Source organism: Cryobacterium sp. CG_9.6 (genome assembly GCF_029893365.1).
Taxonomy (GTDB): Bacteria; Actinomycetota; Actinomycetes; order Actinomycetales; family Microbacteriaceae; genus Cryobacterium.
This window is the reverse complement of sequence record NZ_JARXUZ010000001.1, coordinates 263,808-289,772: the sequence shown is the minus strand read 5'-3', so window position 1 is coordinate 289,772 and position 25,965 is coordinate 263,808. Positions and strand designations below refer to the sequence as shown.

General features: G+C 65.6%; 22 protein-coding genes. 12 read left to right on the top strand and 10 right to left on the bottom strand.

The window, feature by feature from the left end:
- Window positions 1–69 precede the first annotated feature (69 nt).
- Window positions 70–1,458 (top strand): glutamyl-tRNA reductase, encoded by a 1,389-nt coding sequence (locus H4V99_RS01335; protein ID WP_280674846.1) that lies wholly within the window; start codon window positions 70–72, stop codon window positions 1,456–1,458.
- A 43-nt stretch (window positions 1,459–1,501) separates the two neighbouring features.
- Here the strand turns inward: H4V99_RS01335 and H4V99_RS01330 are convergent, their stop codons facing one another.
- Window positions 1,502–2,188: an SRPBCC domain-containing protein gene (locus H4V99_RS01330; RefSeq protein ID WP_280674845.1), complete on the bottom strand. Its 687-nt coding sequence runs from the start codon at window positions 2,186–2,188 to the stop codon at window positions 1,502–1,504.
- A gap of 263 nt (window positions 2,189–2,451) precedes the next feature.
- On the opposite strand from H4V99_RS01330, the gene H4V99_RS01325 reads away from it, so the two are divergent.
- Window positions 2,452–3,507, top strand: coding sequence for a zinc-dependent alcohol dehydrogenase family protein (locus H4V99_RS01325; protein ID WP_280674844.1), 1,056 nt, complete (start codon window positions 2,452–2,454; stop codon window positions 3,505–3,507).
- Window positions 3,508–3,682: 175 nt separating this feature from the next.
- On the opposite strand, the gene H4V99_RS01320 is transcribed toward H4V99_RS01325, so the two are convergent.
- Entirely contained in the window at window positions 3,683–5,068 is a 1,386-nt protein-coding gene (locus H4V99_RS01320) for a glycine--tRNA ligase (RefSeq protein WP_280674843.1), read from the bottom strand.
- Between the two features lie 222 nt (window positions 5,069–5,290).
- Between H4V99_RS01320 and H4V99_RS01315 the strand changes: the two genes are divergently transcribed.
- Window positions 5,291–5,803: a DNA starvation/stationary phase protection protein gene (locus H4V99_RS01315; RefSeq protein ID WP_280674842.1), complete on the top strand. Its 513-nt coding sequence runs from the start codon at window positions 5,291–5,293 to the stop codon at window positions 5,801–5,803.
- A gap of 135 nt (window positions 5,804–5,938) precedes the next feature.
- On the opposite strand, the gene H4V99_RS01310 is transcribed toward H4V99_RS01315, so the two are convergent.
- A complete protein-coding gene (locus H4V99_RS01310; RefSeq protein WP_280674841.1) occupies window positions 5,939–7,333 on the bottom strand; it encodes an IS1380 family transposase in 1,395 nt (464 codons plus the stop codon).
- Between the two features lie 279 nt (window positions 7,334–7,612).
- On the opposite strand from H4V99_RS01310, the gene H4V99_RS01305 reads away from it, so the two are divergent.
- The 3 genes from H4V99_RS01305 (at window position 7,613) to H4V99_RS01295 (ending at window position 11,181) form a co-directional block, all read left to right on the top strand.
- Window positions 7,613–9,898, top strand: a complete 2,286-nt coding sequence (locus H4V99_RS01305; protein ID WP_280674840.1) for a carbon starvation CstA family protein — start codon at window positions 7,613–7,615, stop codon at window positions 9,896–9,898.
- Entirely contained in the window at window positions 9,898–10,107 is a 210-nt protein-coding gene (locus H4V99_RS01300) for a YbdD/YjiX family protein (RefSeq protein ID WP_280674839.1), read from the top strand. The genes H4V99_RS01305 and H4V99_RS01300 overlap by 1 nt, the downstream gene beginning before the upstream one ends.
- Window positions 10,108–10,185: 78 nt before the next feature.
- Window positions 10,186–11,181 (top strand): NAD-dependent epimerase/dehydratase family protein, encoded by a 996-nt coding sequence (locus H4V99_RS01295; RefSeq protein WP_280674837.1) that lies wholly within the window; start codon window positions 10,186–10,188, stop codon window positions 11,179–11,181.
- A gap of 10 nt (window positions 11,182–11,191) precedes the next feature.
- Here the strand turns inward: H4V99_RS01295 and xylB are convergent, their stop codons facing one another.
- Window positions 11,192–12,592 carry a xylulokinase gene (gene xylB, locus H4V99_RS01290; RefSeq protein WP_280674835.1) on the bottom strand — a complete coding sequence of 467 codons (1,401 nt, stop codon included), beginning with the start codon at window positions 12,590–12,592 and terminating at the stop codon, window positions 11,192–11,194.
- Between the two features lie 193 nt (window positions 12,593–12,785).
- On the opposite strand from xylB, the gene H4V99_RS01285 reads away from it, so the two are divergent.
- The 5 genes from H4V99_RS01285 (at window position 12,786) to H4V99_RS01265 (ending at window position 16,090) form a co-directional block, all read left to right on the top strand.
- Window positions 12,786–13,037, top strand: a complete 252-nt coding sequence (locus H4V99_RS01285) for a hypothetical protein (protein ID WP_280674833.1) — start codon at window positions 12,786–12,788, stop codon at window positions 13,035–13,037.
- A gap of 111 nt (window positions 13,038–13,148) precedes the next feature.
- On the top strand, window positions 13,149–14,084 hold the full coding sequence (locus tag H4V99_RS01280) for a sigma-70 family RNA polymerase sigma factor (RefSeq protein WP_280674831.1): 936 nt from the start codon (window positions 13,149–13,151) through the stop codon (window positions 14,082–14,084).
- Between the two features lie 109 nt (window positions 14,085–14,193).
- On the top strand, window positions 14,194–15,309 hold the full coding sequence (locus H4V99_RS01275; RefSeq protein WP_280674829.1) for a C1 family peptidase: 1,116 nt from the start codon (window positions 14,194–14,196) through the stop codon (window positions 15,307–15,309).
- Window positions 15,310–15,335: 26 nt separating this feature from the next.
- Entirely contained in the window at window positions 15,336–15,767 is a 432-nt protein-coding gene (locus H4V99_RS01270; protein WP_280674827.1) for a hypothetical protein, read from the top strand.
- The gene (locus tag H4V99_RS01265; RefSeq protein WP_280674825.1) at window positions 15,764–16,090 is read left to right on the top strand and encodes a protease inhibitor I42 family protein; all 327 of its coding nucleotides are present in this window, start codon (window positions 15,764–15,766) and stop codon (window positions 16,088–16,090) included. Before H4V99_RS01270 ends, H4V99_RS01265 begins: the two co-directional genes overlap by 4 nt.
- 41 nt (window positions 16,091–16,131) lie before the next feature.
- Here the strand turns inward: H4V99_RS01265 and H4V99_RS01260 are convergent, their stop codons facing one another.
- The 4 genes from H4V99_RS01260 to H4V99_RS01245 all read right to left on the bottom strand — a co-directional run bounded on the left by H4V99_RS01260 (window position 16,132) and on the right by H4V99_RS01245 (window position 21,691).
- Window positions 16,132–17,034, bottom strand: a complete 903-nt coding sequence (locus H4V99_RS01260) for a class A beta-lactamase-related serine hydrolase (RefSeq protein WP_280674823.1) — start codon at window positions 17,032–17,034, stop codon at window positions 16,132–16,134.
- Between the two features lie 69 nt (window positions 17,035–17,103).
- Window positions 17,104–19,068: a M13-type metalloendopeptidase gene (locus H4V99_RS01255; RefSeq protein ID WP_280674821.1), complete on the bottom strand. Its 1,965-nt coding sequence runs from the start codon at window positions 19,066–19,068 to the stop codon at window positions 17,104–17,106.
- 56 nt (window positions 19,069–19,124) lie between these two features.
- Complete coding sequence (locus H4V99_RS01250; RefSeq protein WP_280674819.1) at window positions 19,125–20,765, bottom strand: hypothetical protein; 1,641 nt, start codon at window positions 20,763–20,765, stop codon at window positions 19,125–19,127.
- The gene (locus H4V99_RS01245; protein ID WP_280674817.1) at window positions 20,762–21,691 is read right to left on the bottom strand and encodes an ABC transporter ATP-binding protein; all 930 of its coding nucleotides are present in this window, start codon (window positions 21,689–21,691) and stop codon (window positions 20,762–20,764) included. The genes H4V99_RS01250 and H4V99_RS01245 overlap by 4 nt, the downstream gene beginning before the upstream one ends.
- On the opposite strand from H4V99_RS01245, the gene H4V99_RS01240 reads away from it, so the two are divergent.
- Window positions 21,678–23,087: an MATE family efflux transporter gene (locus tag H4V99_RS01240; RefSeq protein ID WP_280674815.1), complete on the top strand. Its 1,410-nt coding sequence runs from the start codon at window positions 21,678–21,680 to the stop codon at window positions 23,085–23,087. The two genes, H4V99_RS01245 and H4V99_RS01240, sit on opposite strands and share 14 nt — an antisense overlap.
- 149 nt (window positions 23,088–23,236) lie before the next feature.
- On the opposite strand, the gene H4V99_RS01235 is transcribed toward H4V99_RS01240, so the two are convergent.
- Together H4V99_RS01235 and H4V99_RS01230 are read right to left on the bottom strand one after the other, a co-directional pair.
- A complete protein-coding gene (locus H4V99_RS01235) occupies window positions 23,237–24,292 on the bottom strand; it encodes an ABC transporter ATP-binding protein (protein WP_280674813.1) in 1,056 nt (351 codons plus the stop codon).
- On the bottom strand, window positions 24,292–25,899 hold the full coding sequence (locus H4V99_RS01230; RefSeq protein ID WP_280674811.1) for an ABC transporter permease subunit: 1,608 nt from the start codon (window positions 25,897–25,899) through the stop codon (window positions 24,292–24,294). The genes H4V99_RS01235 and H4V99_RS01230 overlap by 1 nt, the downstream gene beginning before the upstream one ends.
- Window positions 25,900–25,965 lie beyond the last annotated feature (66 nt).

Genomic DNA, 25,965 nt, shown 5'->3' with positions numbered 1-25,965 from the left:
CTACATTCTCTCAAAGAACCCTGAAATCAACGAGTCGAAGCTCACAGGGTCACGCTCTACACTTCAAGAGTGCTAATTTTGCTCTCCGCCAGCCACAAGAACTCCAGCTTCGACGTGCTGGAGATGCTGTCTGTGGGCGGAGATGAGACAGCCAGTCACATCGTGTCCAAGCACACTGCCCTCAGCGGCGCGGTGATCGTGGCAACATGCAACCGCTTCGAGGCCTACCTCGATCTCAATGCGCCATTTGGTGTCTCGCATCTCCCCGCTGTGGATGCGGCAATTGAGGCCGTGAGCGCGAACACGGGAGTCTCCGAAGATGTTCTGCGCGACACACTCACACTGGTGCATGGCAATGACGTTGCCGAGCACCTGTTCGCCGTCACCAGTGGACTCGAATCCGTCGTTGTGGGTGAGGGCGAGATTGCCGGTCAGGTGCGCCGCTCCCTCGAGCAGGCCCGGGCAGCCGGTACGACGAGTCCCGAGCTGGAGCGACTGTTTCAGCGCGCCTCGCAGACATCGCGCGGCGTGAAAAACCGTACCGGTCTAGGTTCGGCCGGACGCTCGCTCGTGCGGCTCGCGCTGGAGCTTGCCGAGAGCCGGGTCAGTGACTGGGCCGAGGCGCGTGTTCTGCTCGTGGGTACCGGCCGCTACGCCGGCGCTTCCCTGGCTGCTCTCCGCGACCGTGGGGCCGAGAACGTGCGCGTCTACTCGCCGTCCGGTCGGGCACAGAAGTTCGCGCTGTCGCACGGTATTGAGGCCGTTCTGACGGCCGACTTCGCCGGCGAGGTTGCCCGCGCCGATGTGGTGGTCACCTGCACGCTCAGCGAAGACCACGTCATTGATGCCGACCTTATCCTCACGGGACGCGCCGCTGTGGGCGTGAACGCCCGCCGCCTCGAAACTGCAGGCGACGTCGTCTCACTCTGTCCGGCCGACGCCGCTCCGGAGGCCCCGCCGCAGCTCATCATCGACCTGGGTCTGCCGCGCAACGTGGCACCGAACGTGGTGGATGTGCTGGGAGTTGAACTTCTCGACCTCGAGACCATCAGCATCCACGCACCGCTTGAGGAACTCAACGCCACCGATGAGGCTCGCGAGCTGGTGAGTCGCGCCGCTCGCAAGTTCTCGGCCGTAGCCGAAGAACAGAGCCTCGCTCCGGCCGTCGTGGCGCTGCGCACCTACATTTTTGAACTGCGTGACGCCGAGATTGCCCGGGCACGCAGCCGTGGCGACTCGAGCGAACAGACCGAGCAAGCGCTTCGTCACCTCACCGGAGTGCTTCTGCATACCCCCATGGTTCGTGCTCGTGAGCTCGCTCGCGCGGGCGAGCAGGAGGCGTACCTCACGGGCTTGGACGCACTTTTCGGTGTGAAGGTCGACCTCGAGGCGTCGTCAGACGCGTCCGCGGCCGCAGCAGCGGATGCCGCTGAGGACGCCATTCCCGCAGCCTCCTGACCCGGCGGGCGAACCTGCTTCGCAACCGGGCCGGGAACCTTCGCTAGTCGAAGAGGGAACCGAGCCATTCGTGCCACTCATGCTCGATCAAAGTCTCGTCGGCACCGCCGAAGTGATGAACGGTCATGCCGACCGTGCCACCGAACGCGTTGCGCCCAAAGAAGCGGTAGAGCGCGGTGTCGGTGCGGAGCCCGATGAAGTGCTCACTCGCGTGGTCGACGAAGGCACCGGGATTGGATTCGCCGGGGAGCGCCATATAGGTTGAATCCCCGGCAATGGTGCCAGCGTCCAGGCCGAGTGCGGCCCGCACAACCTCGAACGCATCCTGGTCCGCGGACGCGTCGGGTCCCTGAATATCGGCGAATACGGCCGGGCGGCCCGCGAAGTATTGGAGATACTGCGCGAGGGTGTGCATGTAGAAGTTCGTGTGCAGCTGGATGGCCGTGTTCTGCTCGTCCTGCCCGTCGAGGAACACGCCGCTGTGCACCCAGCGCATGAAGGAGTGGCCATGGGGACGCTCCTCAATGACCTGCTCAAGCACGTTGAACCAGCCGTCGGGTCCGTCCATGCGGTTGATGCGGTGGTGGGGGCGCTCGGAGATCATGTCCGTACCCTCCATCCCTTCGGACGGGAACAGCCACGCCCCCGCCTGTGTGGTGACGGCCTCCCAGACCTGCTCGGGTGTGCCGGGAAATTCACCCTCGAAAACGACCTCGAATTGCCTGCTCATGAATCTTGTCCTTCGGTCAGGTGGGTGATGCGATGTGGCAACTGTAACCGTCTCGGCTGCATTCGGGCTGGTCAGTAGCGTGGTTGGCCGGGGCCGTCTGCCGGGCTCTATTTCTCGTCGCGGCACTCGTCCAGGCGCGCGGCACTCGTGTGAACGAGTGCCGCGCTGCCAAACAAGTGCCGCGACAGCCTCTCGGCACCCGTGCGGCGGTCACCACGGTGAGCAAACACCGCGCTGACAGGGGGATCAGGCAGACTAGGGACATGAAAGCGGTCTATTTCGAGGAATTCGGCGAGCTGCCGGTCGTGCGTGAGGTTCCCGAACCCCTCCTGAGCGCCGCGGGCGTCATTGTGCGGGTCGAAGCCACCGGCCTCTGCCGCAGTGATTGGCACGGCTGGATGGGCCATGACGCAGACATTGCGCTGCCGCATGTTCCGGGGCACGAACTTGTGGGCACGATCGACGCGATCGGTCCGCTCGTGCGCCGCTTTCGCGTGGGCCAACGCGTGACCGTTCCGTTCGTCTGCGCGTGTGGCGAATGCCCGGAGTGCGACAGCGGCAACGGTCAGGTGTGTCGAAACCAGACCCAGCCCGGCTTCACCCACTGGGGTTCCTACGCCGAGCGGGTGGCCCTGCATCAGGCGGACTTCAACCTGATCGCGATTCCCGACGACCTCGACGCCGGCGCGGCCGCCCTGCTCGGCTGCCGCTTTGCCACCTCATACCGCGGCCTCGTGCACCAGGCTCGTCTGCAGCCCGACGAAACTCTTGTCGTGGTGGGCTGCGGCGGCGTTGGCCTGTCTGCGGTGATGATCGGCCGCGCCCTGGGTGCCGATGTGATTGCCGTCGACATCAGCGACGCCGCCCTCGAGGCGGCAACGCGGGCGGGTGCGACCCACACGGTGAACGCCTCCGGGCTCGATGATGCCGAGGTCGTGGCCCGGATTCGGGCACTCACTCCAGATGATTCGGGAGCGCAGGTGGCCGTGGAGGCGCTTGGGCACGGCAACACGGTGAGCATCGCCATCCGCTCCCTCGCCATTCGCGGACGCCATGTGCAGATTGGTCTACTCGAGGAGGACCCGCGTCTTCCGCTCGGACTCGTGGTGGCCCGGGAACTCGCCATTCTGGGCAGTCACGGCATGCCGGCCCGGGACTACCCGGCACTGCTCGAGCTGGTGCTGAGCGGCCGGCTGCGTCCGCAGGACCTGATCGAGAGCAGAATCCCTCTGTCGGAGGCACCCGCCGCGCTGGCGGCCATGTCCCTGCCCAACCGCACTCCGGGCGTGACCCTGATCGAGGTCGCGCCCGCCGCGTGACCGGCGCCGCGGCATCCGTTCTCGTGTAACCGGCGCGCTTCGCACCTTCCGGCCGCCCGGGAAGGTGCGTTGATCGCCACTCGGGCCGCCGGACAGGCCAACCCCACGTTGAGTGGAGACAGAAACACCCTCCCGATAGACGGGAGGGTGTTTTTGGCTCTACCGAAGCTTGGGTCTAGGCACCGCGCAGGCGAACCGCGAGGTACGCGTCGAGTTCGGCGAGCGGCACGCGCTCCTGCAGCATGGTGTCGCGGTCACGCACGGTCACGGCCTGGTCATCGAGCGAGTCGAAGTCCACCGTGATGCAGTACGGGGTTCCGATCTCGTCCTGACGACGGTACCGGCGGCCAATGGCACCCGCGTCGTCGAAGTCCACGTTCCACGACTCGCGCAGACGTGCCGCGAGCTCGCGCGCCATCGGCGAGAGGCGCTCGTTGCGGGACAGCGGCAGAATCGCGGCCTTCACCGGCGCCAGGCGCGGGTCGAGCTTGAGAACGGTGCGCTTGTCCACGCCACCCTTAGCGTTGGGCACTTCCTCCTCGTGGTACGCGTCCACCAGGAAGGCCATGAGCGAGCGGGTGAGGCCGGCGGCCGGCTCGATCACATAGGGCGTCCAGCGCTCGTTCTTCGTCTGATCGAAGTAGGACAGATCCTTACCGGATGCCTTCGCGTGTGTCGACAGGTCGAAGTCGCCACGGTTGGCCACACCTTCGAGCTCGCCGAACTCGCCGCCGGCGAAGCCGAAGCGGTACTCGATGTCGACGGTGCGCTTGGAGTAGTGGGACAGCTTCTCGGCGGGGTGTTCGAAGAGGCGCAGGTTCTCAATGCGAATGCCGAGGCCGGTGTACCAGGCCATGCGGGTATCGATCCAGTACTGGTGCCAGGTCTCGTCCGTGCCGGGCTCGACGAAGAATTCCATCTCCATCTGCTCGAACTCACGGGTACGGAAAATGAAGTTTCCGGGTGTGATCTCGTTACGGAAGCTCTTACCGATCTGGCCGATGCCGAACGGAGGCTTCGACCGTGAGGCCTGCAGCACGTTCGCAAAGTTCACGAAGATGCCCTGTGCGGTCTCGGGGCGCAGGTAGTGCATGCCCGCCTCGTCGTCGACCGGGCCGAGGTAGGTCTTCAGCAGACCAGAGAAGGCGCGCGGCTCGGTCCAGGTGTGACGGTTGCCGCAGTTGGGGCAGGCGATGTCGTCCAGGCCGTTCTCGGGAGCGCGGCCCTTCTTCTCCTCATACTCTTCTTCGAGGTGGTCGGCGCGAAAACGCTTGTGGCAGCTCGTGCACTCGATCAGCGGGTCGCTGAAGACCTCCACGTGACCGGATGCCTCCCAGACCGCCCGGGGCAGAATCACGCTGGAGTCGAGGCCGACAACGTCATCGCGGCTCGTGACCATCGAACGCCACCACTGCTTCTTAATGTTCTCTTTGAGCTCGACACCCAGGGGTCCGTAGTCCCAGGCTGAGCGAGATCCGCCGTAAATTTCACCAGCCTGAAAGACGAACCCGCGGTGGCGGGCAAGGGCGATGACGGCGTCGAGACGAGTGGGGGCGGCCACGGTGGCTCCAATGGTCGAAGGTGGAATGGGGTTGCTGCCCGAAGGGCAATCCTTCTATTTTAGGCGCTCCCTCCGCCGCAGACGATTCCCGCCGCCAAACGCCCCTTTCGGGCCGCACAAACAGGCTAACTCCCAGACTCGGCGGCCCAGGGTGCGAAGCCGCGCACGTCGGCTTACAGTGGAAAGAACGAACAATATACCTGAGAAGACACGAGGGAAGCCATGACCACCACATCCCACACCAAGACCGCCGTACGCACACGGGGCAACAGCGGATTCGTCGCCTCACCGGAGCTCGCGACGAGCCTGCAGCGCGTGCTCGTGGACCTGATTGAACTGCACCTTCAGGGCAAGCAAGCACACTGGAACGTTGTCGGCAAGAACTTTCGCGATCTGCACCTTCAGCTCGATGAAATTGTTGATGACGCCCGCGAGTTCAGCGATGTGATTGCCGAGCGGATGCGCGCCCTTCAGGCCACACCCGACGGCCGTAGCGCAACGGTGTCCGAGACCACCACCCTCGCAGGGTATCCCGAGGGCGAGGTGGACACCGCCGAGACGGTCGACCTCATCACCGAGCGCCTCAACGCAACCGTGGGCACCATGCGCGAGGTTCACGATCAGGTCGACGACGAAGACCCCACGAGCGCCGACATTCTGCACACGGTCATCACTGCTCTTGAGCAGTACGCCTGGATGATCAGTGCTGAGAACCGCGTGGCAGCACGCGCCTAAGCCTCGATCCACCGGTCTGCCTTGACTGATCGGCGTCACTGAATTCAGATCGTGGTTTTTGGTGGCGGGCAGGGCGAGGCTGCCGGCCTTGCTGCCGGTGGTGTTCCAAGTCTTCGTTCGCCGGGTGGCTGGTGGTTAGGTGGTGGCGGTTTGCGGCGGGCCGCAGGCCGCCGCGAACGCGGTCGTCCATCCGGGTTTCCATGGCCAGTTGGCGGGGAGGTGCAGGGTGATCCTGCGTGCCGAGGTGGAGATGCGGGCGGGGATGCTGATGAGTTTGCGACGAATGGTGCCGCTGCGTGCCTTGCCGAGATCGCTGCCGGCCAGCGAACCAACGGCGCGCGAAAGGTTGAAGGCGATCGTGGCCAGCACGAGCCAGGCCGCGTTGGCCGTGAACACACCTGATGGCAGGTGCGCCAGCGCGCTGTCCTTAAGGTCGGCGTTAATCTGCTCGATGATGGCGTGCTGCCGGTGGGTCTGGTCCGCGGTGACGGTGTCCAGGTCGCTGGTGGTGAAGAACGCGTGGAACCGGTGCGTGTCGAACAGCGTCGGTTGCCCTTCGGTGGCCTTCTGATTCAGCTCCGGGATCCGGCGCACGACCAGGCGCCCCACGATGCGTTCGGCCTTTTTGCGTGAGCTGAAAGCGGTGAACACGACTTCCGCGACCTCGGCGGACGAGATCCACGCGCCGGTGGCCTCGTCCCGGATCGCATCGGTGTAGTTGATGGTCGTCCATTGGTCATCGGTGATCGTGCCGATGGCGCGCTTAACGGCCGGGTCCATGCGGGCTGTGATGGACACTTTTGCGCCAGCCCGGTGCGCGGCGGCGACGACCGCGTGCCCATAGAACGCGCTGTCCGCGCGCAGCAGCACCAGGCCGCCGGCCGTCTGGCTGCGGAGGCGTTTCACGGTGGCGAGGACATCCCCGACGAACTTTCCCGCGCCGCGCGGGGAACCGGCCGCGCCTTTCCGCAGTCGGGACCCGATGATGATCGGCGCCGCCTTGCGTGTGGAGACGATGCCGATCAGGGCGTTTAAACCGCGCACTCCGGAGTAGCCGTAACCGGAGCCTTGCTTCTGGTAACCGTGGACTTCCTTGATCGTGTCGTCGATGTCCACCAGCGCATAGTCGTCGATTCCCGTCACGATCGGGGTGTGTGCGGCGACGTTGACCAGCCACCGCCAGGCGACGGCGTCCAGCTGCCGGACGTGACCAAACGTGAACGACCGCAGGAACGACCCCAACGTCGACGGGGCATACGTCCCGACGAAGAGTTTCTTCATACCGCCGTGCCGCAGCAACGCCATGTCATCGATCGAATCGGCACCAGCGAGCATCCCCGCGACCAACGCGGTGACTTTCAACCCCGAGTTCGCGCCGAAGTACCCCGGCAAGGTCAGCCATGCATCGGCGAGGTCGCTGAGGCCGGTTTTCACCGCCAACGCCATCGCGGGGACAAGCCCCGCGGACGACACGAGATTCGTGTCATCGAAGGTGGCTGACAAGCGGCTGGAACTGTGGAAAAGTTGCATCTACGAGATGCCTCTCGAATCGGTTGAAATGAACCCTAAGTAAGTTCTATTTTTCCTGATCCGAGTGGCATTCTCTGTTTAACGCGCCGCTACGACCCTAACTCGACCGGTGGATCGAGGCTAAGCGCAGCACGATAGCAAGCACCACACGGCGGGGGTGCCGAGCGGATGACGCGGTGCGCGTCACCAGTCTGCCGCCGGCACCCCATCTCCTTGAGGCTTACTGCTAGGTTGGCATTAAGAGGCCTAGTCAGCTAGTCAGCTTCTCAAAGGAGAGAAATGGGCGCCGTGTCCAGCACACCGAAGGAATCAGCCGAAAAGGCAGACCAGCTGGAACGGGTTCCCGGCCAGCTTGCCGTCGCCCTCGACCCGGAAATTCACGAGGCCGAAGAACGCAACTGGACCCCGCTGAAGATCGCGATCTGGTCTGCCATTGCCCTGCTCGGTGGTGCGAGCTGGACCATGCTCGCCATCGTGCGTGGCGAAACGGTGAACGCAATCTGGTTCGTGTTCGCAGCCATCTGCACCTATCTCATTGGCTACCGCTTCTACTCCAAGTTCATTGAGAAGCACCTGCTCAAGCCCGATGATCGGCGCGCCACCCCCGCTGAGTACAAGGCCGACGGCAAGGACTACGCCGTCACCGACCGTCGCGTGCTCTTCGGTCACCACTTCGCCGCCATTGCTGGCGCCGGTCCCCTCGTGGGCCCCGTCCTCGCCGCCCAGATGGGCTACCTTCCGGGCACAATCTGGATCATCGTCGGCGTCGTTGCCGCCGGTGCCGTGCAGGACTACCTCATTCTGTATTTCTCCATGCGCCGCGGCGGACGCTCACTGGGCCAGATGGCCCGCGACGAACTTGGCCTCATCGGCGGCACCGCCGCCCTGATTGCCACCCTCGTGATCATGATCATCATCGTGGCGATCCTCGCCCTCGTGGTGACAAACGCGCTGGCCGAGAGCCCCTGGGGCGTCTTCTCGGTGGGGATGACCATTCCGATCGCGCTCTTCATGGGCTGCTACCTGCGCTTCTTCCGGCCCGGCAAGATCAGCGAAATCTCCATCATCGGTTTCGTGCTCCTGATCGCCGCCATCGTCGGCGGTGGCATGATTGCCGACACCGAGTGGGGCACGGCCGTCTTCACGCTCGACAAGGTCACCATCGCCTGGGGCATCATCATCTACGGTTTCATTGCCGCCATTCTGCCCGTGTGGCTGCTTCTCGCCCCGCGCGACTACCTCTCCACGTTCATGAAGATCGGCACCATCGGCATGCTCGCGGCGGCGATCATCATCATTCGCCCCGAGATCACCGCACCGGCCGTCAGCGAGTTCGCCACGACCGGCGCCGGCCCCGTCGTGAGCGGCACGCTCTTTCCCTTCCTCTTCGTGACCATCGCGTGTGGTGCCCTCTCGGGATTCCACGCACTGATCGCCTCGGGCACCACACCCAAGCTCATTCAAAAAGAGCGTCAGAGTCGCTTCATCGGCTACGGCGGAATGCTCATGGAGTCCTTCGTGGCCATCATGGCGCTGGTTGCAGCGCTGTCGATTGACCGCGGAATCTACTTCGCCATGAACTCCTCGGCAGCCGCAACCGGTGGCACGATTCAGGGTGCTGTCGCCTTCGTGAACGGCCTGGGAATGGCCGGCGTCAACGTGACGGCAGAGATGCTCGCCCAAACCGCCAAGGATGTCGGGGAAGCCAGCATCGTCTCCCGCACCGGCGGCGCACCGACGCTCGCCGTGGGACTCGCCCACATCATGCAGCAGCTCGTTGGCGGCCCGGCCATGATGTCCTTCTGGTACCACTTCGCCATCATGTTTGAGGCGCTCTTCATCCTCACGGCCGTCGACGCCGGCACCCGCGTGGCTCGCTTCATGCTTCAGGACACCCTGGGCAACTTCTTCCCGAAGTTCAAGAACACGAGCTGGCGCCCCGGTGCCTGGCTGGCAACAGCGATCATGGTGGCCGCGTGGGGAGCTGTGCTCCTCATGGGAGTCACCGATCCGCTCGGTGGCATCAACACCCTGTTCCCGCTCTTCGGAATCGCAAACCAGCTTCTGGCCGCGATTGCGCTGGCCGTGTGCATGGCCATCGTCGCCAAGCGCGGGCTGTTCAAGTACATCTGCGTCGTCGCCATTCCCCTGGGGTTCACGGCCATCATCACGATCTATGCCTCGTTCCTGAAGATCTTCTCCACCGTTCCCGGCATCGGCTACTTCGCCCAGAACAGGGCGTTCTCTGAGGCACTGGCCGCCGGCGAAACGAGCTTCGGCACCGCGACGTCCGTTCTCGCGATGGAAGCCGTGGTGCGCAACACCATGATTCAGGGTCTCCTCTCGATTCTGTTCGTGGTTCTTGCCATCATTGTGATTCTCACCGCAATTCAGGCCACCCGTCGCGCCTACCTCACCGGGTCGAATTCGAGCAACGAAGACCCGCCCGTGCAGTCGCACATCTACGGTCCGGCGGGCTTCATCGCCACACCGGCCGAGAAGGCGCTCGACAAGCAGTGGAACGCACTGCCGGCGGACAAGAAGCCCGCCCGAACGGGTCACTGATGAGCGTGCTCGACCGGGTGCGCAAGGGTGCCAGCAGCACCGCCTGGTACCTGCGTGCCCTGCTCGGCGAGGACGCGTACGACAAGTACGCGGCCCACCACGCGTCACGTCACGCGAGTGCAGACGAAGCACCGCCCATGACCGAGCGCGAGTTCTGGCGTGACCAGACCGACCGCCAGGACAAGAACCCCCAGGGCCGCTGCTGCTGAGCGCCCCCAAGCTGTGAAACGGATGCCGTAGGGCACGTCCCCCGCCTGACAAACGGGGGCGTGCCCTACGGTTGTTTCATGGGCACATCGGCACTGATCATCGGAGGAACCGGTCAGCTCGGCGTCGCAGCCGCGGCCAGATTGACGCGAGCCGGGTGGGACGTGACCGTCACCCACCGCGGCGAGGCACCGGCCGATCTGCGGGGCGCCAGCCGCAGCATCCGTTTGGATCATGCCGACTCCGAAGCCCTCCTTGCTGCCGCGCGCGGCCGGGATCTGGTGCTCGACACGGCCGCCTTCGATTCCGACAACGCCACGCAGCTCGCGGGCCTCGCCGGCGATGTGGGCTCCCTCGTGGTGATCTCCACCGGCATGCTGTACGAGCGAGCGCCCGACGCCGAACCTCTCGCCGAGGATGCACCGGTGATCGCTGCCTCGGGCATGAGCTATCCGGCCGCCAAGGTGCGGCTCGAGAAGGCGCTGCTCGCGGTAGAGGATCTGCCGGTGAGCATTCTGCGGCCGGGCGCCATTCATGGTGCGCACACGACCGAGCTGCGCGAGTGGTTTTTCATCAAGCGGGTCTTTGATGGGCGCCACAACGTGCTCCTGGCCGACCATGGGGGTCGGCCGCTCAGCACCTCCGCCACGGCCAACGTGGCCGAACTCGTGCGGCTGTGCGCCGAACAGCCGGGGCGCCGCGTGCTGAACGCGGTGGATGAGCAGCCACACTCCCCCGCCGAGATGGCCCGACTGATCTTTGCCCTGATGCAGCACGACGCCGAGGTGCACACCTTTGCCGGGCCGCCCCGTGACGGGGTGGGAGCAAGCCCGTGGGATCGCGGGCAGTCCGAGGTGCTCAGCATGGCGGCCGCGCGGGACCAACTCGGGTATCGACCGGCGATCAGCTATGTGGACAGCCTCGCCGCCGACATCCGCTGGGCAACGGATGCCGTGACTCACGCCCAGGAACGCGGCGACACCTGGCGCCACGTGTTCCCGTACACCGCGGGCCGGCACGGCGAGCGCGACTGGTTTCGCTACGCGGCCGAAGACACCTTCCTCAGCCGCCCGTAACCATCCGCGGTCACACGCCGTACAGGGCGCGTCGACTTTCGGCGTAGCGTGCCCGCACCTCGGTGGCCCACGACCGGTCAGCGGCGGGTTCGAATTCCCGGGCAATCTTTCGTACCCAGCTCGGAAACTCGGTGCCGCCGTCGAGCGCCCACGCGGCCTGGCGCGCGGCCCCCAGGGCCACGTATTCGCCGGGCGCAGGCAGCACGACCGGCACGCCAAAGACATCCGCTGCAATCTTCTGCACGGCGGGCGACTGCGAACCGCCGCCGATCAGCAGCACCTGCCGCACGACCACACCCTGGGCCCGCAGGTGATCCAGCGCGTCGGCGAGGCTGCAGACGAGTCCCAGAACGGATGCCTGCGCCAGGTTCTCGGGCGTCATGTTCGCCCGGCGCATGCCGGTGAGTGAGCCGGTGGCCTCGGGCAGGTTAGGAGTGCGTTCCCCGTCGAGGTAGGGCAGCATCAGCAGTCCGTCGGCATTCGCGGGCGCAGCCAGGGCGAGGGTACCGAAGCGCTCAATGTCCACTCCCAGCATTCGGGCCGTGGCCACCAGCGTGCGGGCGCCATTGATCGTGGCGATCAGGGGCAGCTGGCCCCCGGCGGCGTCGGCGAACCCGGCGACCGAGCCGGAGGCATCCGCTATGTGAGCCGCGGTGCTGGCAAAAACGGTGCCGCTCGTGCCGATGGACACCACCACGTCGCCCTCAGCAATGCCCAGCCCCAGGGCCGCCGCCGCATTGTCACCGGCGCCAGCTGACACCACGACACCACCGGCCGTGACGCCGGCGCGCTCGGACGCCCCGAGAACCCGGGGAACACGCGCTTCGTGGCCGAGGGCTGCTTCGAGAAGGTCCGGGCGATAGCTGTTGGTGTGCACGGAGAAATAGCCGGTGCCCGAGGCGTCGCTGCGGTCGGTGGTGGCCTGCTCCGGGCGCCCGAGAATGTTCCAGGTGAGCCAGTCGTGCGGCAGCAGCACCTGCTCCACCGTCGCTGCGAGCTCCGGAGCGTTTTCGCGCAGCCAGGCCAGCTTGGTGATGGTGAACGAGGCAACGGGGACGACCCCCACCTCGGTGGCCCACATCTCGGCACCAAACTGCGCGGTGAGCGCGGCGGCCTGTGGTGCACTGCGCACATCATTCCAGAGCAGGGCGTCGTGAACCGGCTGGCCTGCGGCGTCGAGGGCCACCATGCCGTGCTGCTGCGCGCTCACGCCCAGCGCCGCAACGCCCGCGAGCTCCGATCCGCCGGCTTCGACAAAGGCGTCCCACCACTTAGCCGGGTCGATGCTCGTGCCATCGGGATGCGGCGCGCTGCGCAGCGTGAGCTGCTCACCGGTGTCGGCATCCACGGTGACAATCTTGCAACTCTGCGTCGACGAATCGACCCCGGCCACTGTTCTGCGTGCGCTCATGTGTGGTTACCCCTTCGAAACCGGCTGTCGGCCCAGCCTAACGGTGCTCCTAGATTCGAGCCGCAACCGGGCATTCACCGAGTCAGTCAGCGACGGTGTGGCGATCATCGACTGCCGTGACCCCTGAAGTGGGGGCTGTCGGCCCAAGGGGTGGGCACTTTCGGAGTCCAACTTTCGACGGTACCGTTCTCACATGACTTCAATGAATGAAGGACATATTGTGCGGGACGTCGTCGCAAAGCTTGTTCTGCGCTTACCTGGCATTGCCCGAGAACGCATCGAGTACGTGGTGGCGAGCGAGTACGAGGTTTTTGAGGGCCGGCCGATCCGGCAGTACATCTCCATCCTGGTCGAACACACGTCGAAGACCCGGCTCCTCGCCGAGGTGCAGCAGTTCCAGGCCGAGCTGCGCCCGTCAGAGCCGGACCTGGCCCTGGCCGAGTGAGTGAGTGAAACCGTGGCGGAAGGCGTGCCGAAACCCGGAATCTGCCGGGGGCGCCACGAACCGGGTCCTTAGGCCCTAGCTCGGTGAACGGCCAGTGACGACACTCAAACCATGACCGCCTTCACGGCCCGCTCCGGGTCGGGCAACGACTACGCCGCAACGGATGCGTTTGGGGCGTACCTGCAGCGACTCAGCACCGGCGTGCTCCTCAGCGCGGAGGAGGAGGTGAACCTGGCCCGTCGAATCGAGGTGGGGCTCTTCGCCGACGCACGATTGTCTCGGTATCCGCAGGATCGACTCGCGGAGCGGGATTTGGCCTGGCTAGTGCAGGACGGGCACCGGGCCCGCGACCGTTTCATTGAGTGCAATCTGCGCCTGGTCGTGAGCCTTGCCAAGCCCTATGCCGGACACGGCACACCGATCATGGACATCATTCAGGACGGCAATATCGGCCTCGTGAGAGCGGTGGAGAAATACGACTTCACCTCGGGCTACAAGTTTTCGACCTATGCAACCTGGTGGATTCGACAGGCCATTCATCGGGGCATCGACAACAAGGCGCGCATCATTCGCATCCCCGCGCACACGGCAGAAAAACTCAGCCGCATCAAACGCGCCCAGCAAGAACTCCGAGTCTCCCTTGACCGCATTCCTGCTCCGGCAGAACTTGCGATCGCCACGAATCTCCACACCGACGAAATTACCAAGCTGCTTCGCTACGATCTGGAACCCCTGTCCCTCCAGACACCGGTGGGTGACGGTTCGGGCGTCATCTCTGAACTGATTGTGGACGACGATCTGCCGCAACCCGACGAGTGCGCCGTGCAGTCCATGCAGACGCACGACATCATTCGAGCTCTCGCCGCACTGCCGGCGCGCGAGCGCTCTATCGTGGAGGCGCGCTTCGGCCTGGACGGTGAGGAACCCCGCACACTCGATCAGCTCGCCACGACTCACGGAGTCACGCGCGAGCGGGTGCGACAGCTCGAGAAGCGCGCTCTGGCGATGCTCCGCACCCCCCAGCTCGAAAACTATCTCACCAGCTGATCCCGTTCCAGGCAGGCCGATAACGCACCGGTAACGGCCCCCGTGATGGGATGCTCCGAGGCTGAGTGCGAACCCAGCTACAGGCAGCCTGTCGCGGAAGGGATCGAAAATGGCTGAGTCAGAAAAGTTTGATGTGGATGCCGTCAGAGCGGCACTCACCAAGGAAGACAGCCCCTGGGAAGCGAGCGAAAATGCCCTCACCCGCCTGTCGAAGAGCCAGCGCGCGGTCTTGCTCGGCGTGCCGCTCCCCGATGAGGAGGAGCAGAACAAGCTCAATTCGCGCGGCAAGAAGATTCGAGCAGAGGTTGCGAAGGCCGACGCCCGAGACGCCGCGGGTCTTCCCGCACAGTTCAACCTGAACGATCGTGGCGGGGTGAGCTACGTCTCGGGGGTGCGCAACCAGCTCAACTGTGGATCGTGCGTGGCCTTCGGCTCCGTTGCGGTGCTGGAAGGAACAGCCCGCTTCACCCGCGGCACCCCCACCCTCGACGTGGATCTGTCGGAAGCGCACCTGTTCTACGGCTGGGGCTCCACCGTAGGCGTTGACTGCAACACCGGGTGGATGCCGATCCCCGCGCTGACCTTCGCGGTCAATCGCGGAGTGACCTACGAGTCGGAGTGGGCATACTCCCCCGGTAACTCCAACGGCGGATCCTTACCCTCCACCTGGGAGCAGCACCGCGGCAAGGCGACGGCCACAGCCGACGTGACCAACAACATCCAGTCGCTGAAAAATCACCTCACCACCTACGGTCCGGTCACCGGCTGTTTCGTGGTTTACACCGACTTCTTCAGCTACCACTCGGGCGTGTACCAGCACGTCTCGGGGGTACAGGAGGGCGGACACTGCGTCGCTATTGTCGGCTATGACGACACCCTCGGCGCGTGGATCGTGAAGAACAGCTGGGGAACCAGCTGGGGCATGAACGGCTTCGGCTACATCAAGTACGGCGAGGTCTGGATCGACACGTGGTCGAACGTGGGCGTCACCGGCGTGCACCTGCGCACCTGGACGGCGGGCAAGAAGGTTCTGGGAGCCTACGCCACCGGGCACGATCGCAATGGCTGGATCTACGTGCAGGACAACGGCTGGCTGCGCGTTGGCGGTCTCACTGGAACGTCCCACCTCGCCATGTTCGCGGACCTCCTCACGGCCAAGGAGAAGAGCGCGTATATCAACGCCTTCTCCGACGACGGCGTCGTCACCCAGACCTACACCTATTGATCGCCACACCACGAAGGAGCATGATCATGACGATCACCAACGACCGATCGAATTCCCACCGTTCCACCCCCATAGCGGCGCCACGACCCACCGACACGATGCCCCGGCAGCTCTCGGCCGAGGACCTCGCCGACCTGTTCGCACTGAACGTGGCCGAGATTGAGGTGGAGGCTGCGCCCGCGACCGAGCCCGATATGAGCCCTCCGGGTTCACTCTTTGCCCGGGACGCGGCCCGTGTCGCGATCAGCGGCCAGCTGATCACCGCGCTCTGGGCGGAGCAGAGCAACCGCAACGCGTGGGTGTTTCTGCAGACCGCCGGTTGGAAGCGACTGGACCCCCTCACCGACACCGGATCCACGGCTCTCACGCTGCTCTCGGCACACGCCCGAGCCGTGGGGTCCGCGCCGTATGTGGATGAGAACCCGGCGGGCACGCTCAACACGATGTACGTGTGGTGAGTGTGGCCCATCGCATTCTGGATAACCCGGTCTCGGGCGCTGTCGTCGACCTTCCGGTTGGCGACACGCTCGAGATTCGCCTGAACCAGATCGGGGGTGCTGGATACCTCTGGAAGGTGGCTGCGGAACCGACCAATGTACGGCTCGACGACGACCGACTCGATCACTTTCGCGGAGGCTTGCCCGGCGCTGCAGCCGGGCGAATCCTCACATTTCAGGCCGTCGCAGACGGGTCAGGGCGATTGAGACTCACCCTCGTTCGCCCCTGGGAAGACGAGCCCATCGAATCCGTGGAGATTGAGGTTAATGTGATGCCGGAGTGAGTGCCGCCGCATCTGGATGACCGCGGGTCAATGTACGCGGGTCAGTGCACGTACTCGAGCAGGTCCACGCCAATGGAGCGGAGGCCCTCGTGTACGGCCAAACGCACGGGTAGGGCCGTGTCCATGAACGACATCGCCACGGCGTACGTGACACCGGCGCGGGGTCCACGCAGAATTCCCACTTCGCTCCGCACACCAACTGTCGTTCCGGTTTTGTTCACCAGCAGCAGTCCGTGGTCTCCCTCACGGTGAGCGAAGGGGTCGAGACCAAACGCGCCGGCAACCAGTGTGAGATCCGTGTTGAGCGAGAGCCAGCTCAGCACCCGCGCACTGGTTTCGGCGTCAATGATCTCACCCCGCGCGAGCGCGGTGAAGAGCCAAGTGAGTTCCTTGGCGCTCCCAACCGACAGCTGGGGAGCATCGTCGGGGCCACGCGTGTCGCGGACGCGATCGAGCAAAGCCGATCGCGTTAGGCCCAACTTCTCCGTGCGAGCATGCACCGCGTCGAGGCCCACCGCACGAATGAGCACGTTCGTGGCGAGGCTGTCGTTCGTCGACCCCACGAGCGCCGCGAGGTCGGCGATCGGCAGCGACGGGGCCTGCAGATGTTGCCAGATGCCGGCACCCGAGACGGAGTCCGAGGCGGTGCGGTCCAGAATCGTGTACGCGTCAAAATCGGACTCACGCAGCTTGGCGGCCACCTCGATGAGCAGCAGCACGGTGCCAATGTGCGACGTGGGCATGACCACGTGGTCATCCACCGAAAACAGCACCCGGCCAGTGGTGAGATCGGTAGCCCGCGCCGACACCTGCACACCACTCACGGCCAGGCCGGCAAGCGCTTCGAATCCGCGGGAAAAGTTTTCGGGCACCTCAGAGCCGCGGTGCTTGCCGTGATTCTCGGCCAGGTGCCTCGAGCGCTTCTCCGAATCCCGAACTGCCATAACCACTCTCGACGAGCCTCTCTTCGCAAGGGCATTCCCCGCAAATACCCTAACGCACGAGTGGGTGACCTACCAGATCGTGACCCGTTCCTCGGGGGCAAGCCACAGCGCATCCGCTTCGGTCACGCCGAAGGCGGCGTAGAACGGTTCCAGGTTGCGCACGATCTGGTTGCACCGGAACTCGTTCGGGGAGTGCGGGTCGATGGAGAGCAGACGGATCGCCTCGGCATCGCGCAGCTTCATCTGCCACGCCTGAGCCCAGGAGAAGAAGAACCGCTCGGCGCCGGTGAGGCCGTCCACGACGGGCGGCTCCGCGCCCTCCAGGGACAGAAGATAAGCCTTCCAGGCGATGGACAGGCCACCCAGGTCGCCAATGTTCTCACCGATCGTGAGGGCGCCGTTCACGTGGTGCTCGGGCACCTGCAGCGGAAAGAGGCCGTCATACTGCGCGATGAGTGAGCTCGTGCGCTGTTCGAAGGCGGCACGGTCTTCCTCGGTCCACCAGTCGGTGAGGCGCCCATCGCCGTCGTACTTGGAACCCTGATCATCAAAGCCGTGACCGATCTCGTGACCGATAACCGCACCGATGGCGCCGTAGTTTGCTGCGGCATCCCGCTCGGCTACAAAGAATGGGAACTGCAAAATGGCGGCGGGGAACACGATCTCGTTGAACCCAGGGTTGTAGTACGCGTTGATGGTCTGCGGCGTCATGAACCACTCGTCGCGGTCGAGCGGCTTGCCGATCTTGCCCAGTTCCCGCTGGAACTCGAATTCGTTGGTGGCACGAATATTGCGGATCAGGTCGTCGGGCGTCATCTCGAGGTTCGAGTAGTCGCGCCACTTCACCGGGTAGCCGATCTTGGGGGTGAACTTCGTGAGCTTCTCGAGGGCACGACCGCGCGTCTCCTCGGTCATCCACTCCAGCGTGGAGATGCTCTGGCGGTACGCCTCCACGAGGTGCTCCACCAGCACATCCATGCTTTCCTTGGCGCTGGGCTGGAAGTGGCGATCCACGTAGATGCGGCCCACTGCCTCGCCGAGCGCGCCCTCCACGAGGGAGACGCCGCGCTTCCAGCGCTCGCGCAGTTGCGGCGTGCCACTCAGCGTACGGCCGTAGAAGTCAAAGCTGGTCTCCACGAAATCACCGGAGAGATATGAGGCGCTCGAGCGGATGATCTGCCAACGCAGCCAGTCCTGCCAGGCTTCGAGGCGTTCCTCGGTCATGGTGGCGGCAAGCCCCACGATGAAGCTCGGTTCGCGCACAATAACCTCATCCAGCGTGCCGGCCGGGGCGTCGATGCCTTCCAGCCAGAGGTCGATGTCGGCGCCCGCGGCGAGCGCCGAGACCTGGCCCCAGGTGCGCAGGTTGTAGGTCTTCTCGCTGTCGCGAGTTTCCACCTTGCTCCAGTGGTGAACGGCAAGCTCGGTCTCCAGCTCAAACACGCGCTGCGCACGATCGGCGGCCTGGTCGAGGCCCGCGAGGGTAAACATCCGCTCCACGAAGGGCACGTAGGCCTCGCGAATGGAGGCAAACTTCTCTTCGCGATAGTAGGACTCGTCGGGGAGCCCGAGGCCACCCTGCTCGATGAACACGCGGTACCGCTCGGGATCTCCCGGGTCATTGTCGACAAAGAGGTGGAACGCACCGCTCACGCCCGCGCGCTCGAGCCGACCGAGGTCGGCGAGCAGCTCGGAGATGGAGGTGATGGCGTCGACGGTGGCGAGGTCGGCCACCAGAGGTGTGGCACCCAGCGCCTCAATGCGCTCCTCGTCGAGAAAACTCGTGAAGAGATCTCCAAATTTGCGCTCTAACGTGCCCGTCTCAGCGCTCTGCGCCTCGACAATGATGTCACGCACCGCCTTCTCCGATTCTTCGGCCAGAAGCGTGAAAGAACCCCAGCGCGCCTTGTCGGCGGGAATTTCGCTGCGTGAGATCCACTTTCCGTTCACGTGTCGAAAGAGATCGTCTTGCGGCCGGGTCTCCGGGTCAAGTTCAGTACGGTCGATTCCGGATGCGCTCACCTGATCAGTCATACCTCCACCCTATTGCGGTGTGCTGGGCGCCGGGTGCCCTTCGAGCATCTGGCAGGTTAGGTCGATAGCTCGCGGCGACGCATTCCCAGACTCGCGAGCAGGGCGACGGCCACGGCCAGCGCAAGCATCACCCCCGCCCCGCTCCAGTCGGTGCCCGGTACGGCAACGAGCGGCGTGTGGGTGAATGGCGAGAGCGCACGAATCGCCTCCGACAACCCGAGGAGGCCACCGAATTGGCCAATAAACACGGAGCTCACGAGAACGGCCCAACTGAGCCCCATGCACCACAGCGGTACATAGGTGAAGAGGGCTGCCGCGATCGTGAGAATGAGGAGGGCCGCGGGAAGCTGGGCAACGCCCGCGGCGAGCACACTCCCGAGTCGTTCGGCTGGACCGGGAGACCGGAGGAGCCCCACGCTTCCGCCGATCACCGCCACGAGGAGCACAGCACTACTGGCGATGACGCCCACGAGCACGTAGTCAAGCAGCCAGCGGATGCGTGTGAGCCCCGTGGCCAGCAGCAGCTCGGCCGTACGATTCACCTCGTCCTGCCGCATCCGAATCATGGTTTGGGTGGCGGCGGCGGCCGCCACCACGCCCACGATGCTGAACATGGCGGCGACAAACACATCAACGATGGTGCCGTCGCTCACCGTGCCGGCGGGTGTTGGACCGTCGGTAATGCTGCTGAGGGCAGCGAGCATATCTGCATTGGACCGCACGAGGTCACGAACGGTCTCTCCGAGCGTGCCCGCCAGCAGCCCGAAGACCAGGCCGACCACGCACCAGCCGGCAACCGCCGGCCAGTGCAGTCGCCAGATCAGACTCGCCGAGCCGCGCAAAGAGTCCGCGGCATGTGCTCGGCCTGCCCGCCCGGAGAGGAGACTGGCGCCGAGGTCCCGTCTCGACTGCAGCGCCCCCACGGTGGCAAGCAGCACCGCGGCCAGGGCCAGATCAAGCAGTAGAGGTGTGGCGTCGTTTGCCGTGAAGGCGCTCGTCTGCTGACCCCAGCCAATCGGTGAGAGCCAGCTCGGCCAGGCACTGGTCATGCTGAGGCCGTCGGGATTGATGCTGCCCGCAGCATCCCCTGCGGCGCGCAGCGCGTAGGCCACGCCCACCAGGGCTGCGGCGAGTCCGTTGGCGCCGCGGCTGGTGCGCATCACCTGCGATGACAGCAGACCCACGGCCAGAAAGACCAACCCGGTCGCCCCGAGGGCCAGGCCGCTTACGAGCGCTCCCCGCACCTGGAGACCGGCCGCCACGAAGCCGCCCGCCACCACTGTGCCCGTCAGAACATTCGTGCCCACCCCGTGCAGCACGGTTGCGATCAGAGGTTTCAGACGACCAGCCGATGTTGCGCCCACCAGGTCGGCTCGCCCCGACTCTTCCTCCGCCCGGCTGTGCCGCACGGCGAGAAAGGTGTTCATGAGGGCAACCATCACGGCCAGGAACGTGAACAGTTGAAAGAAAAGGAGAGCATCAACATTTGCTCCCTGGGGTATGCCACGCAGCATCAGCACACTCGGCGCGCCGATCGCCAGACGCACGAGGGCCTCCCGGTCGGCAGTGCTTCCGAAGCTCACCGTCACTGCCGGCACACTCAACGACACGAGCACGGCCAGCGCGGTGATCCACACGGTGAGGTGCCCGCCGTCACGCCGTGCGCGCAGCCAGCAAAGGGTGCCGATGGTGTTCACGGGTGCTCTCGCACGGCCGGGTCGTCGCGGTAGTGGCGGAGAAAAAGCTCCTCCAGAGAGGGTGGCGCCACGGTGAGTCCCTCCACACGCAGAGTGGCCAAAATCGGGAGCACGTCGGGCAAACGGTCGCTGTCGGTTGTGAAGGTGATGCGCCCCGCGTCGAGGGTCACATCATGGGCGCGCGGCATGTGGTTCTGAAAGGCGGTAACCGTGAGCGGGCCGAGGCTGGACGCGGAGAAACTCACCTGAGTGCGGGTGAGGTGGCGCAACTGCGCGAGGGATCCCGTCTCGATCGTGACACCCCGACGAATGATGGTGACGCGATCGCACAGCCGCTCGACCTCCGAGAGGATGTGACTGGACAGCAACACGGTCACCCCATTCTCGCTTGCGGCCTGCACTTCCTGACGAAACACAGCCTCCATCAGTGGATCCAGCCCGGCGGTGGGTTCGTCGAGAATCAGCAGGTCGGCCGGGGCTGCGAGAGCGGCAATGAGCGCCACCTTCTGCCGATTGCCCGTGGAATACGTGCGTCCCTTCTTGGTGGGATCAAGTTGAAAAACGTCGATCAGGTGTTGCCGGCGGGCGGCATTCGCACCGGGCCGCACGCCGCGCAGGCGACAGAGCACGTCAATGGTTTCGCCACCGGACAGGCTCGGCCACACGCTCACATCCCCCGGTACGTACCCCATGCGTTGGTGGATGCCCGCGGCATCCGTCCATGGATTGCGACCGAGCACTGTCGCTGTACCCGCGGTGGCCCGCACGAGACCCAGCAGAATGCGGATCGTCGTGGACTTACCCGCACCATTGGGGCCGAGGAACCCATGGATCTCGCCCTCGGTCACCTCAAGGTCCAGGTCGGTGAGGGCCTCCACATGCCCGAACCTCTTCTGAAGACCCTGCGCCGCAATGACAGCGTTCATAGCGCTGAGAGTACGCTCGCTCAGCCGTTTTGGTGCGGGTCAGCAGCGAACTAGAGTCAAGATCATCAGACTTTTCAGGCCTCAGGCCATTGACCGCGACATTCTGCGCCTCGCCGTACCCGCCCTCGGGGCGCTTATCGCCGAGCCACTCTTCCTGCTGGCCGATTCCGCCATGGTGGGTCACCTGGGCACCACACCCCTGGCCGGCCTCGGACTCGCCAGCGCCGTGCTGCAGACGATCATTGGCCTCATGGTTTTTCTCGCCTACAGCACCACCCCCGCCGTAGCGCGCTGGCTGGGTGCCGGCGACACCCGCCGGGCGGTGAGCGTGGGCATCGACGGACTCTGGCTCGCCCTGGGCCTGGGTATCGTGCTCGCCGTGGTGGGACGCGCCGCAACGCCGGCGCTGGTCGGCGCGTTTGGGGCCGAAGCGTCCGTGACAGCGGATGCCGCCACCTACCTCGGCATCTCCATGTTCGGCTTACCGGCCATGCTGCTGGTCTTTGCCGCGACCGGGTTGCTGCGCGGACTGCAAGACACCCGCACGCCGCTCTTCGTAGCGGGAATCGGCTTCGGGGTGAACATTGTGCTCAACTACGTCTTCATCTACCTGCTCGGCTGGGGGATCGCCGGCTCCGCGGTGGGCACGGTCGTCGCCCAGTGGGGCATGGTGCTGGTGTATCTCACGGTGGTCGTGCGCCACGCCCGCCGCGAAAACGCACCGCTGCGCCCCCACCGCGCGGGGCTGCTGCTCGGTGCGCGCAGCGGTGGCTGGCTGTTCGTGCGCACGCTGAGCCTGCGGGCGGCGATGCTGCTGGCAGTCTTCGTGGCGGCGCAGCTCGGCTCGCCCGAACTCGCCGCCTTTCAGATCGCCATGACCCTCTTCGCCACGCTTGCCTTCACCCTCGACGCCCTGGCCATTGCCGCGCAGGCGCTGGTAGGCCGTGGCCTGGGGGCCGGGGACGTGGCGTCGGTGCGAGCCGTACTGCGCCGCTGCCTCGAGTGGGGCGTACTGGGTGGAGCGGGACTCGCCGTTGTCGTGATCGCGTCCAGTGGCGTGCTTGGGCATCTGTTTACGAACTCCCCGGCGGTCACCGACCTGCTGCCGGCCACCCTGGTGATCCTCGGGCTCTCGGTGCCGCTCGGCGGAGTGGTCTTCGTGCTCGACGGGGTGCTGATCGGTGCCGGAGACGCGCGGTACCTCGCCCTGACCGGTCTGGTAAACCTCGCCGCGTTCGTTCCCCTGGCCCTCGCCGTACTGGTCTGGGCGCCGAACGGATCCACCGGCCTGGCCCTGCTGATGGCCGCGTTCGCCCTCGGTTACCTGGGTGCTCGCGCGGTCACGCTCGGGCTGCGCGCCCGGTCGGCGCGCTGGATGGTGGTCGGCGCGCGCTGACATCTGCTCTCTGCGCCTGCCGCCCCCACTCGCCGGCGGCCTTCGCACCTTCGTGGAGCCCGGGAAGGTGTCATTGGCGCCAGGGACCGGCCGCCCGGCGGCGTTCGCACCCTCCCGGAGCCCGGGAAGGTGCGTTTGGCGCCGGGGAGTCAGCCGAGCGGGTAGGCGAGGGCCTGTTGGCGCACACCGATGGAAACGCGAGCGCCGCGCTGCGGCAGTTCGGGCGCGGCGATTCGAGCTCGCACGGTGGTGCCCTCGGCGAGCGTGCAGGTAACGAGCGCATCGTGGCCCGCGTAGGCAATCGACGTGGCGAGGGCGGAAGTTCCCTCCTGGCCAAAGCACAACCACTCCGGGCGGAGCATGATGCGCACCGCATCGCCGTCGATGGGGACAGTGCCCATCCAGGTGCAGTCGATGCGCCCGAGAGCACAATCAACCTGGTTACCGTCTGCGCCAGCGACCCAGCGGCCGTCGAGCTCCACCGTGTCGCCCACGAACGCAGCAACCCACGGGTCGACGGGTCGCTCGTACACGTCACCGGGCGTGCCGAACTGCAGGATGCGACCGCCACGCATGACCGCCACATAGTCCGCGAGCGAGAGAGCCTCTTCCTGATCATGCGTCACGAGCAGGCTCGTGCTCTGCTGCTGGTGGAGCAGGGCGGCCACCTCGGCGCGCAGTTCCGCTCGGAGCAGCGGATCGAGGGCGGCGAACGGCTCGTCGAGCAGCATCAGATCGGGGCGGGCGGCCAGCGCACGCGCGAGCGACACGCGCTGCGCCTGCCCGCCGGACAGCTGCGAGGGAGCGCGGTCCACCTGTTCGGTCAAACCCACGAGTTCGGCGAGCGCGCGAATACGCTCGGCCCGTGCCGAACGGGTGCCACGCGAGCCCTTCGGCAGGCCGAAGCCGATGTTTTCACCCACGGTGAGGTGCGGAAACAGTGAGGCGTCCTGCGGTACCCAGCCCATGCCGCGCTTCTCCGGGGCTACCTGCACGGTCGGCGACGACACGAGCCGACCCGCCACACTAATGGATCCACCCAGCGCCGGGAGAAGTCCGGCCACCGCACGCAGCAGGGTGGTCTTGCCGCAGCCGCTCGGCCCGAGCACGGCCACGAGACTGCCGCGAGGAATCGACAGGTCAACACCGTCGAGCACAGTCGTTTCGCCGTAGGCAACACGCAGTCCTTCAATGGTGACGCCCACTACGATTCCTCCTTGGCCACTCCACGGATGCCTGACAAAATCACCGTGGGAACGGCGGCCAGTAACACCAGAGCTGCGGCATAGGGCGCCGCAGCGCCAAACTCGAAGACCGCGGTGCGGCTCCAGAGTTCGGTCGCAAGCGTGGCAACCCCGGTGGGACGCAGCAACAGTGTTGCTGGCAATTCTTTCATGACCGAGATGGCAACAAGCAGAGCGCCCACGCCGATACCCGGCAGTGCCAGCCTCGCCGTGACCCGCCACCACGTGACGAGCGGGGAATATCCGAGCATGCGGGACACGTCGGTGAGGCTGCCGGGCACGGCCGCGATGCCGCTGCGCATACTGCCAATGGCCCGGGGCATGAAAAGCACCACGTAGGCAAACACCAGCACGATCGAGGTCTGATACAGCGCCGGAACGGCCGCGAGGGCAAAGAAAACCAGCGCGAGGCCCACGACGATTCCCGGCAGACCGTGACCCAGAAAACCCACGGCCTCGATCGCGCTCACCAGGCGTCCGCGGTAACGGGCAGCGAGGGCCGCAATGGGCAGCGCGAGCAACGCCGCCACCAGCGCGGCCCCCAGAGCCAACGCGAGGGTAGCCCCGACGGCTTCCATCAATCGCGGCACATCAACGGCCCGTAGTGTCGCGGCATCGAGCAACCGACTGAGCAGGCCCAGGATCGGCACGGCGATACCCGCAAGCGGTGCCAGCAGAACGAGCGTCACGAGGGGGGTCCGCCAGCGCCCGGGAGCGAGAACCGGAAGGGTGCTGCGTCCGCCGCCGCGCTCCACCTGGCCACGACTCTTGCGCTCCCCCGCCACCACCACAAGCGCCAGAACCACCAGAACGAGCGCCAACAGAGCTGCCTGGTTGCGGTCAAAGCTTGCACCGTAGGCCGCGTTGATTCCCCAGGTGAGCGTCTGAAAACGCAGCATGGCGACAAGACCAAAGTCGGAGAGCGAGTACAGGCACACCAGCAGCGCGCCCGAGATGGCTGCCGGCCGAATCTGCGGCCAAGTCGCCGCCCAGAACGCGCTGACCGGCCCGCGTCCAAGAGTGCGGGCTACGGCTTGCAGATCACCGGATGCGCCGCGGAGCGCCGCCGCGACCGGCAACGTGACGTAGGGGGTACACACTGCCGTCATCACAAACCACGCTGCACCGAAACCGTTCAGCCCGGGGAACCACACCAGCCAGCCGTAGGCCGCGAGATAACTTGGCACCGCGAGCGGGAGCGCGGCCAGAAGGAGCAGCGTGCGGCCGCCGGCAAGCCGCACGCGAGTGAGCACCCACGCGCTGGCCGTACCGAGAATCAGGCACGACACGGTGACGGTCACGGCGAGGAGAACGGAGTTGAGGGTGAGCTGCAGCACCCGGGCGCGCAGCAGGGTGTCGACGAGTTCACCGAGGCCGGCCTCGCTCGTGCGCACCACGAGGTAGACCAGCGGGATGGTGGCGGCCGCGGCACAGATTGTCGCCAGAGCGAGCAGCCAGCCGGGCGCTCCGAAGCGATACCGGGAACCGGCGCGGCGCACGTGGGGTGCGATTGTCTGCGCACCTGTCAGCACCGTCTTCTGCACCGTCTCCGGCACGAGCACGCTCACGATGCGCCTCTTGGGGCGCTTGCGGGTAGGGCGAGGCCCCCGAAGCGACCCCGCCCATCCGCTATC

Bases quoted from the DNA above. Each gene is read 5' to 3' on its own strand.
- H4V99_RS01330 (WP_280674845.1), bottom strand. From the start codon at position 2,188: ATGAGCAGGCAATTCGAGGTCGTTTTCGAGGGTGAATTTCCCGGCACA.
- H4V99_RS01325 (WP_280674844.1), top strand. From the start codon at position 2,452: ATGAAAGCGGTCTATTTCGAGGAATTCGGCGAGCTGCCGGTCGTGCGT.
- H4V99_RS01315 (WP_280674842.1), top strand. From the start codon at position 5,291: ATGACCACCACATCCCACACCAAGACCGCCGTACGCACACGGGGCAAC.
- H4V99_RS01310 (WP_280674841.1), bottom strand. From the start codon at position 7,333: ATGCAACTTTTCCACAGTTCCAGCCGCTTGTCAGCCACCTTCGATGAC.
- H4V99_RS01305 (WP_280674840.1), top strand. From the start codon at position 7,613: ATGGGCGCCGTGTCCAGCACACCGAAGGAATCAGCCGAAAAGGCAGAC.
- H4V99_RS01300 (WP_280674839.1), top strand. From the start codon at position 9,898: ATGAGCGTGCTCGACCGGGTGCGCAAGGGTGCCAGCAGCACCGCCTGG.
- H4V99_RS01295 (WP_280674837.1), top strand. From the start codon at position 10,186: ATGGGCACATCGGCACTGATCATCGGAGGAACCGGTCAGCTCGGCGTC.
- xylB (WP_280674835.1), bottom strand. From the start codon at position 12,592: ATGAGCGCACGCAGAACAGTGGCCGGGGTCGATTCGTCGACGCAGAGT.
- H4V99_RS01285 (WP_280674833.1), top strand. From the start codon at position 12,786: ATGACTTCAATGAATGAAGGACATATTGTGCGGGACGTCGTCGCAAAG.
- H4V99_RS01280 (WP_280674831.1), top strand. From the start codon at position 13,149: ATGACCGCCTTCACGGCCCGCTCCGGGTCGGGCAACGACTACGCCGCA.
- H4V99_RS01275 (WP_280674829.1), top strand. From the start codon at position 14,194: ATGGCTGAGTCAGAAAAGTTTGATGTGGATGCCGTCAGAGCGGCACTC.
- H4V99_RS01270 (WP_280674827.1), top strand. From the start codon at position 15,336: ATGACGATCACCAACGACCGATCGAATTCCCACCGTTCCACCCCCATA.
- H4V99_RS01260 (WP_280674823.1), bottom strand. From the start codon at position 17,034: ATGGCAGTTCGGGATTCGGAGAAGCGCTCGAGGCACCTGGCCGAGAAT.
- H4V99_RS01255 (WP_280674821.1), bottom strand. From the start codon at position 19,068: ATGACTGATCAGGTGAGCGCATCCGGAATCGACCGTACTGAACTTGAC.
- H4V99_RS01240 (WP_280674815.1), top strand. From the start codon at position 21,678: ATGACAGCGTTCATAGCGCTGAGAGTACGCTCGCTCAGCCGTTTTGGT.
- H4V99_RS01245 (WP_280674817.1), bottom strand. From the start codon at position 21,691: ATGAACGCTGTCATTGCGGCGCAGGGTCTTCAGAAGAGGTTCGGGCAT.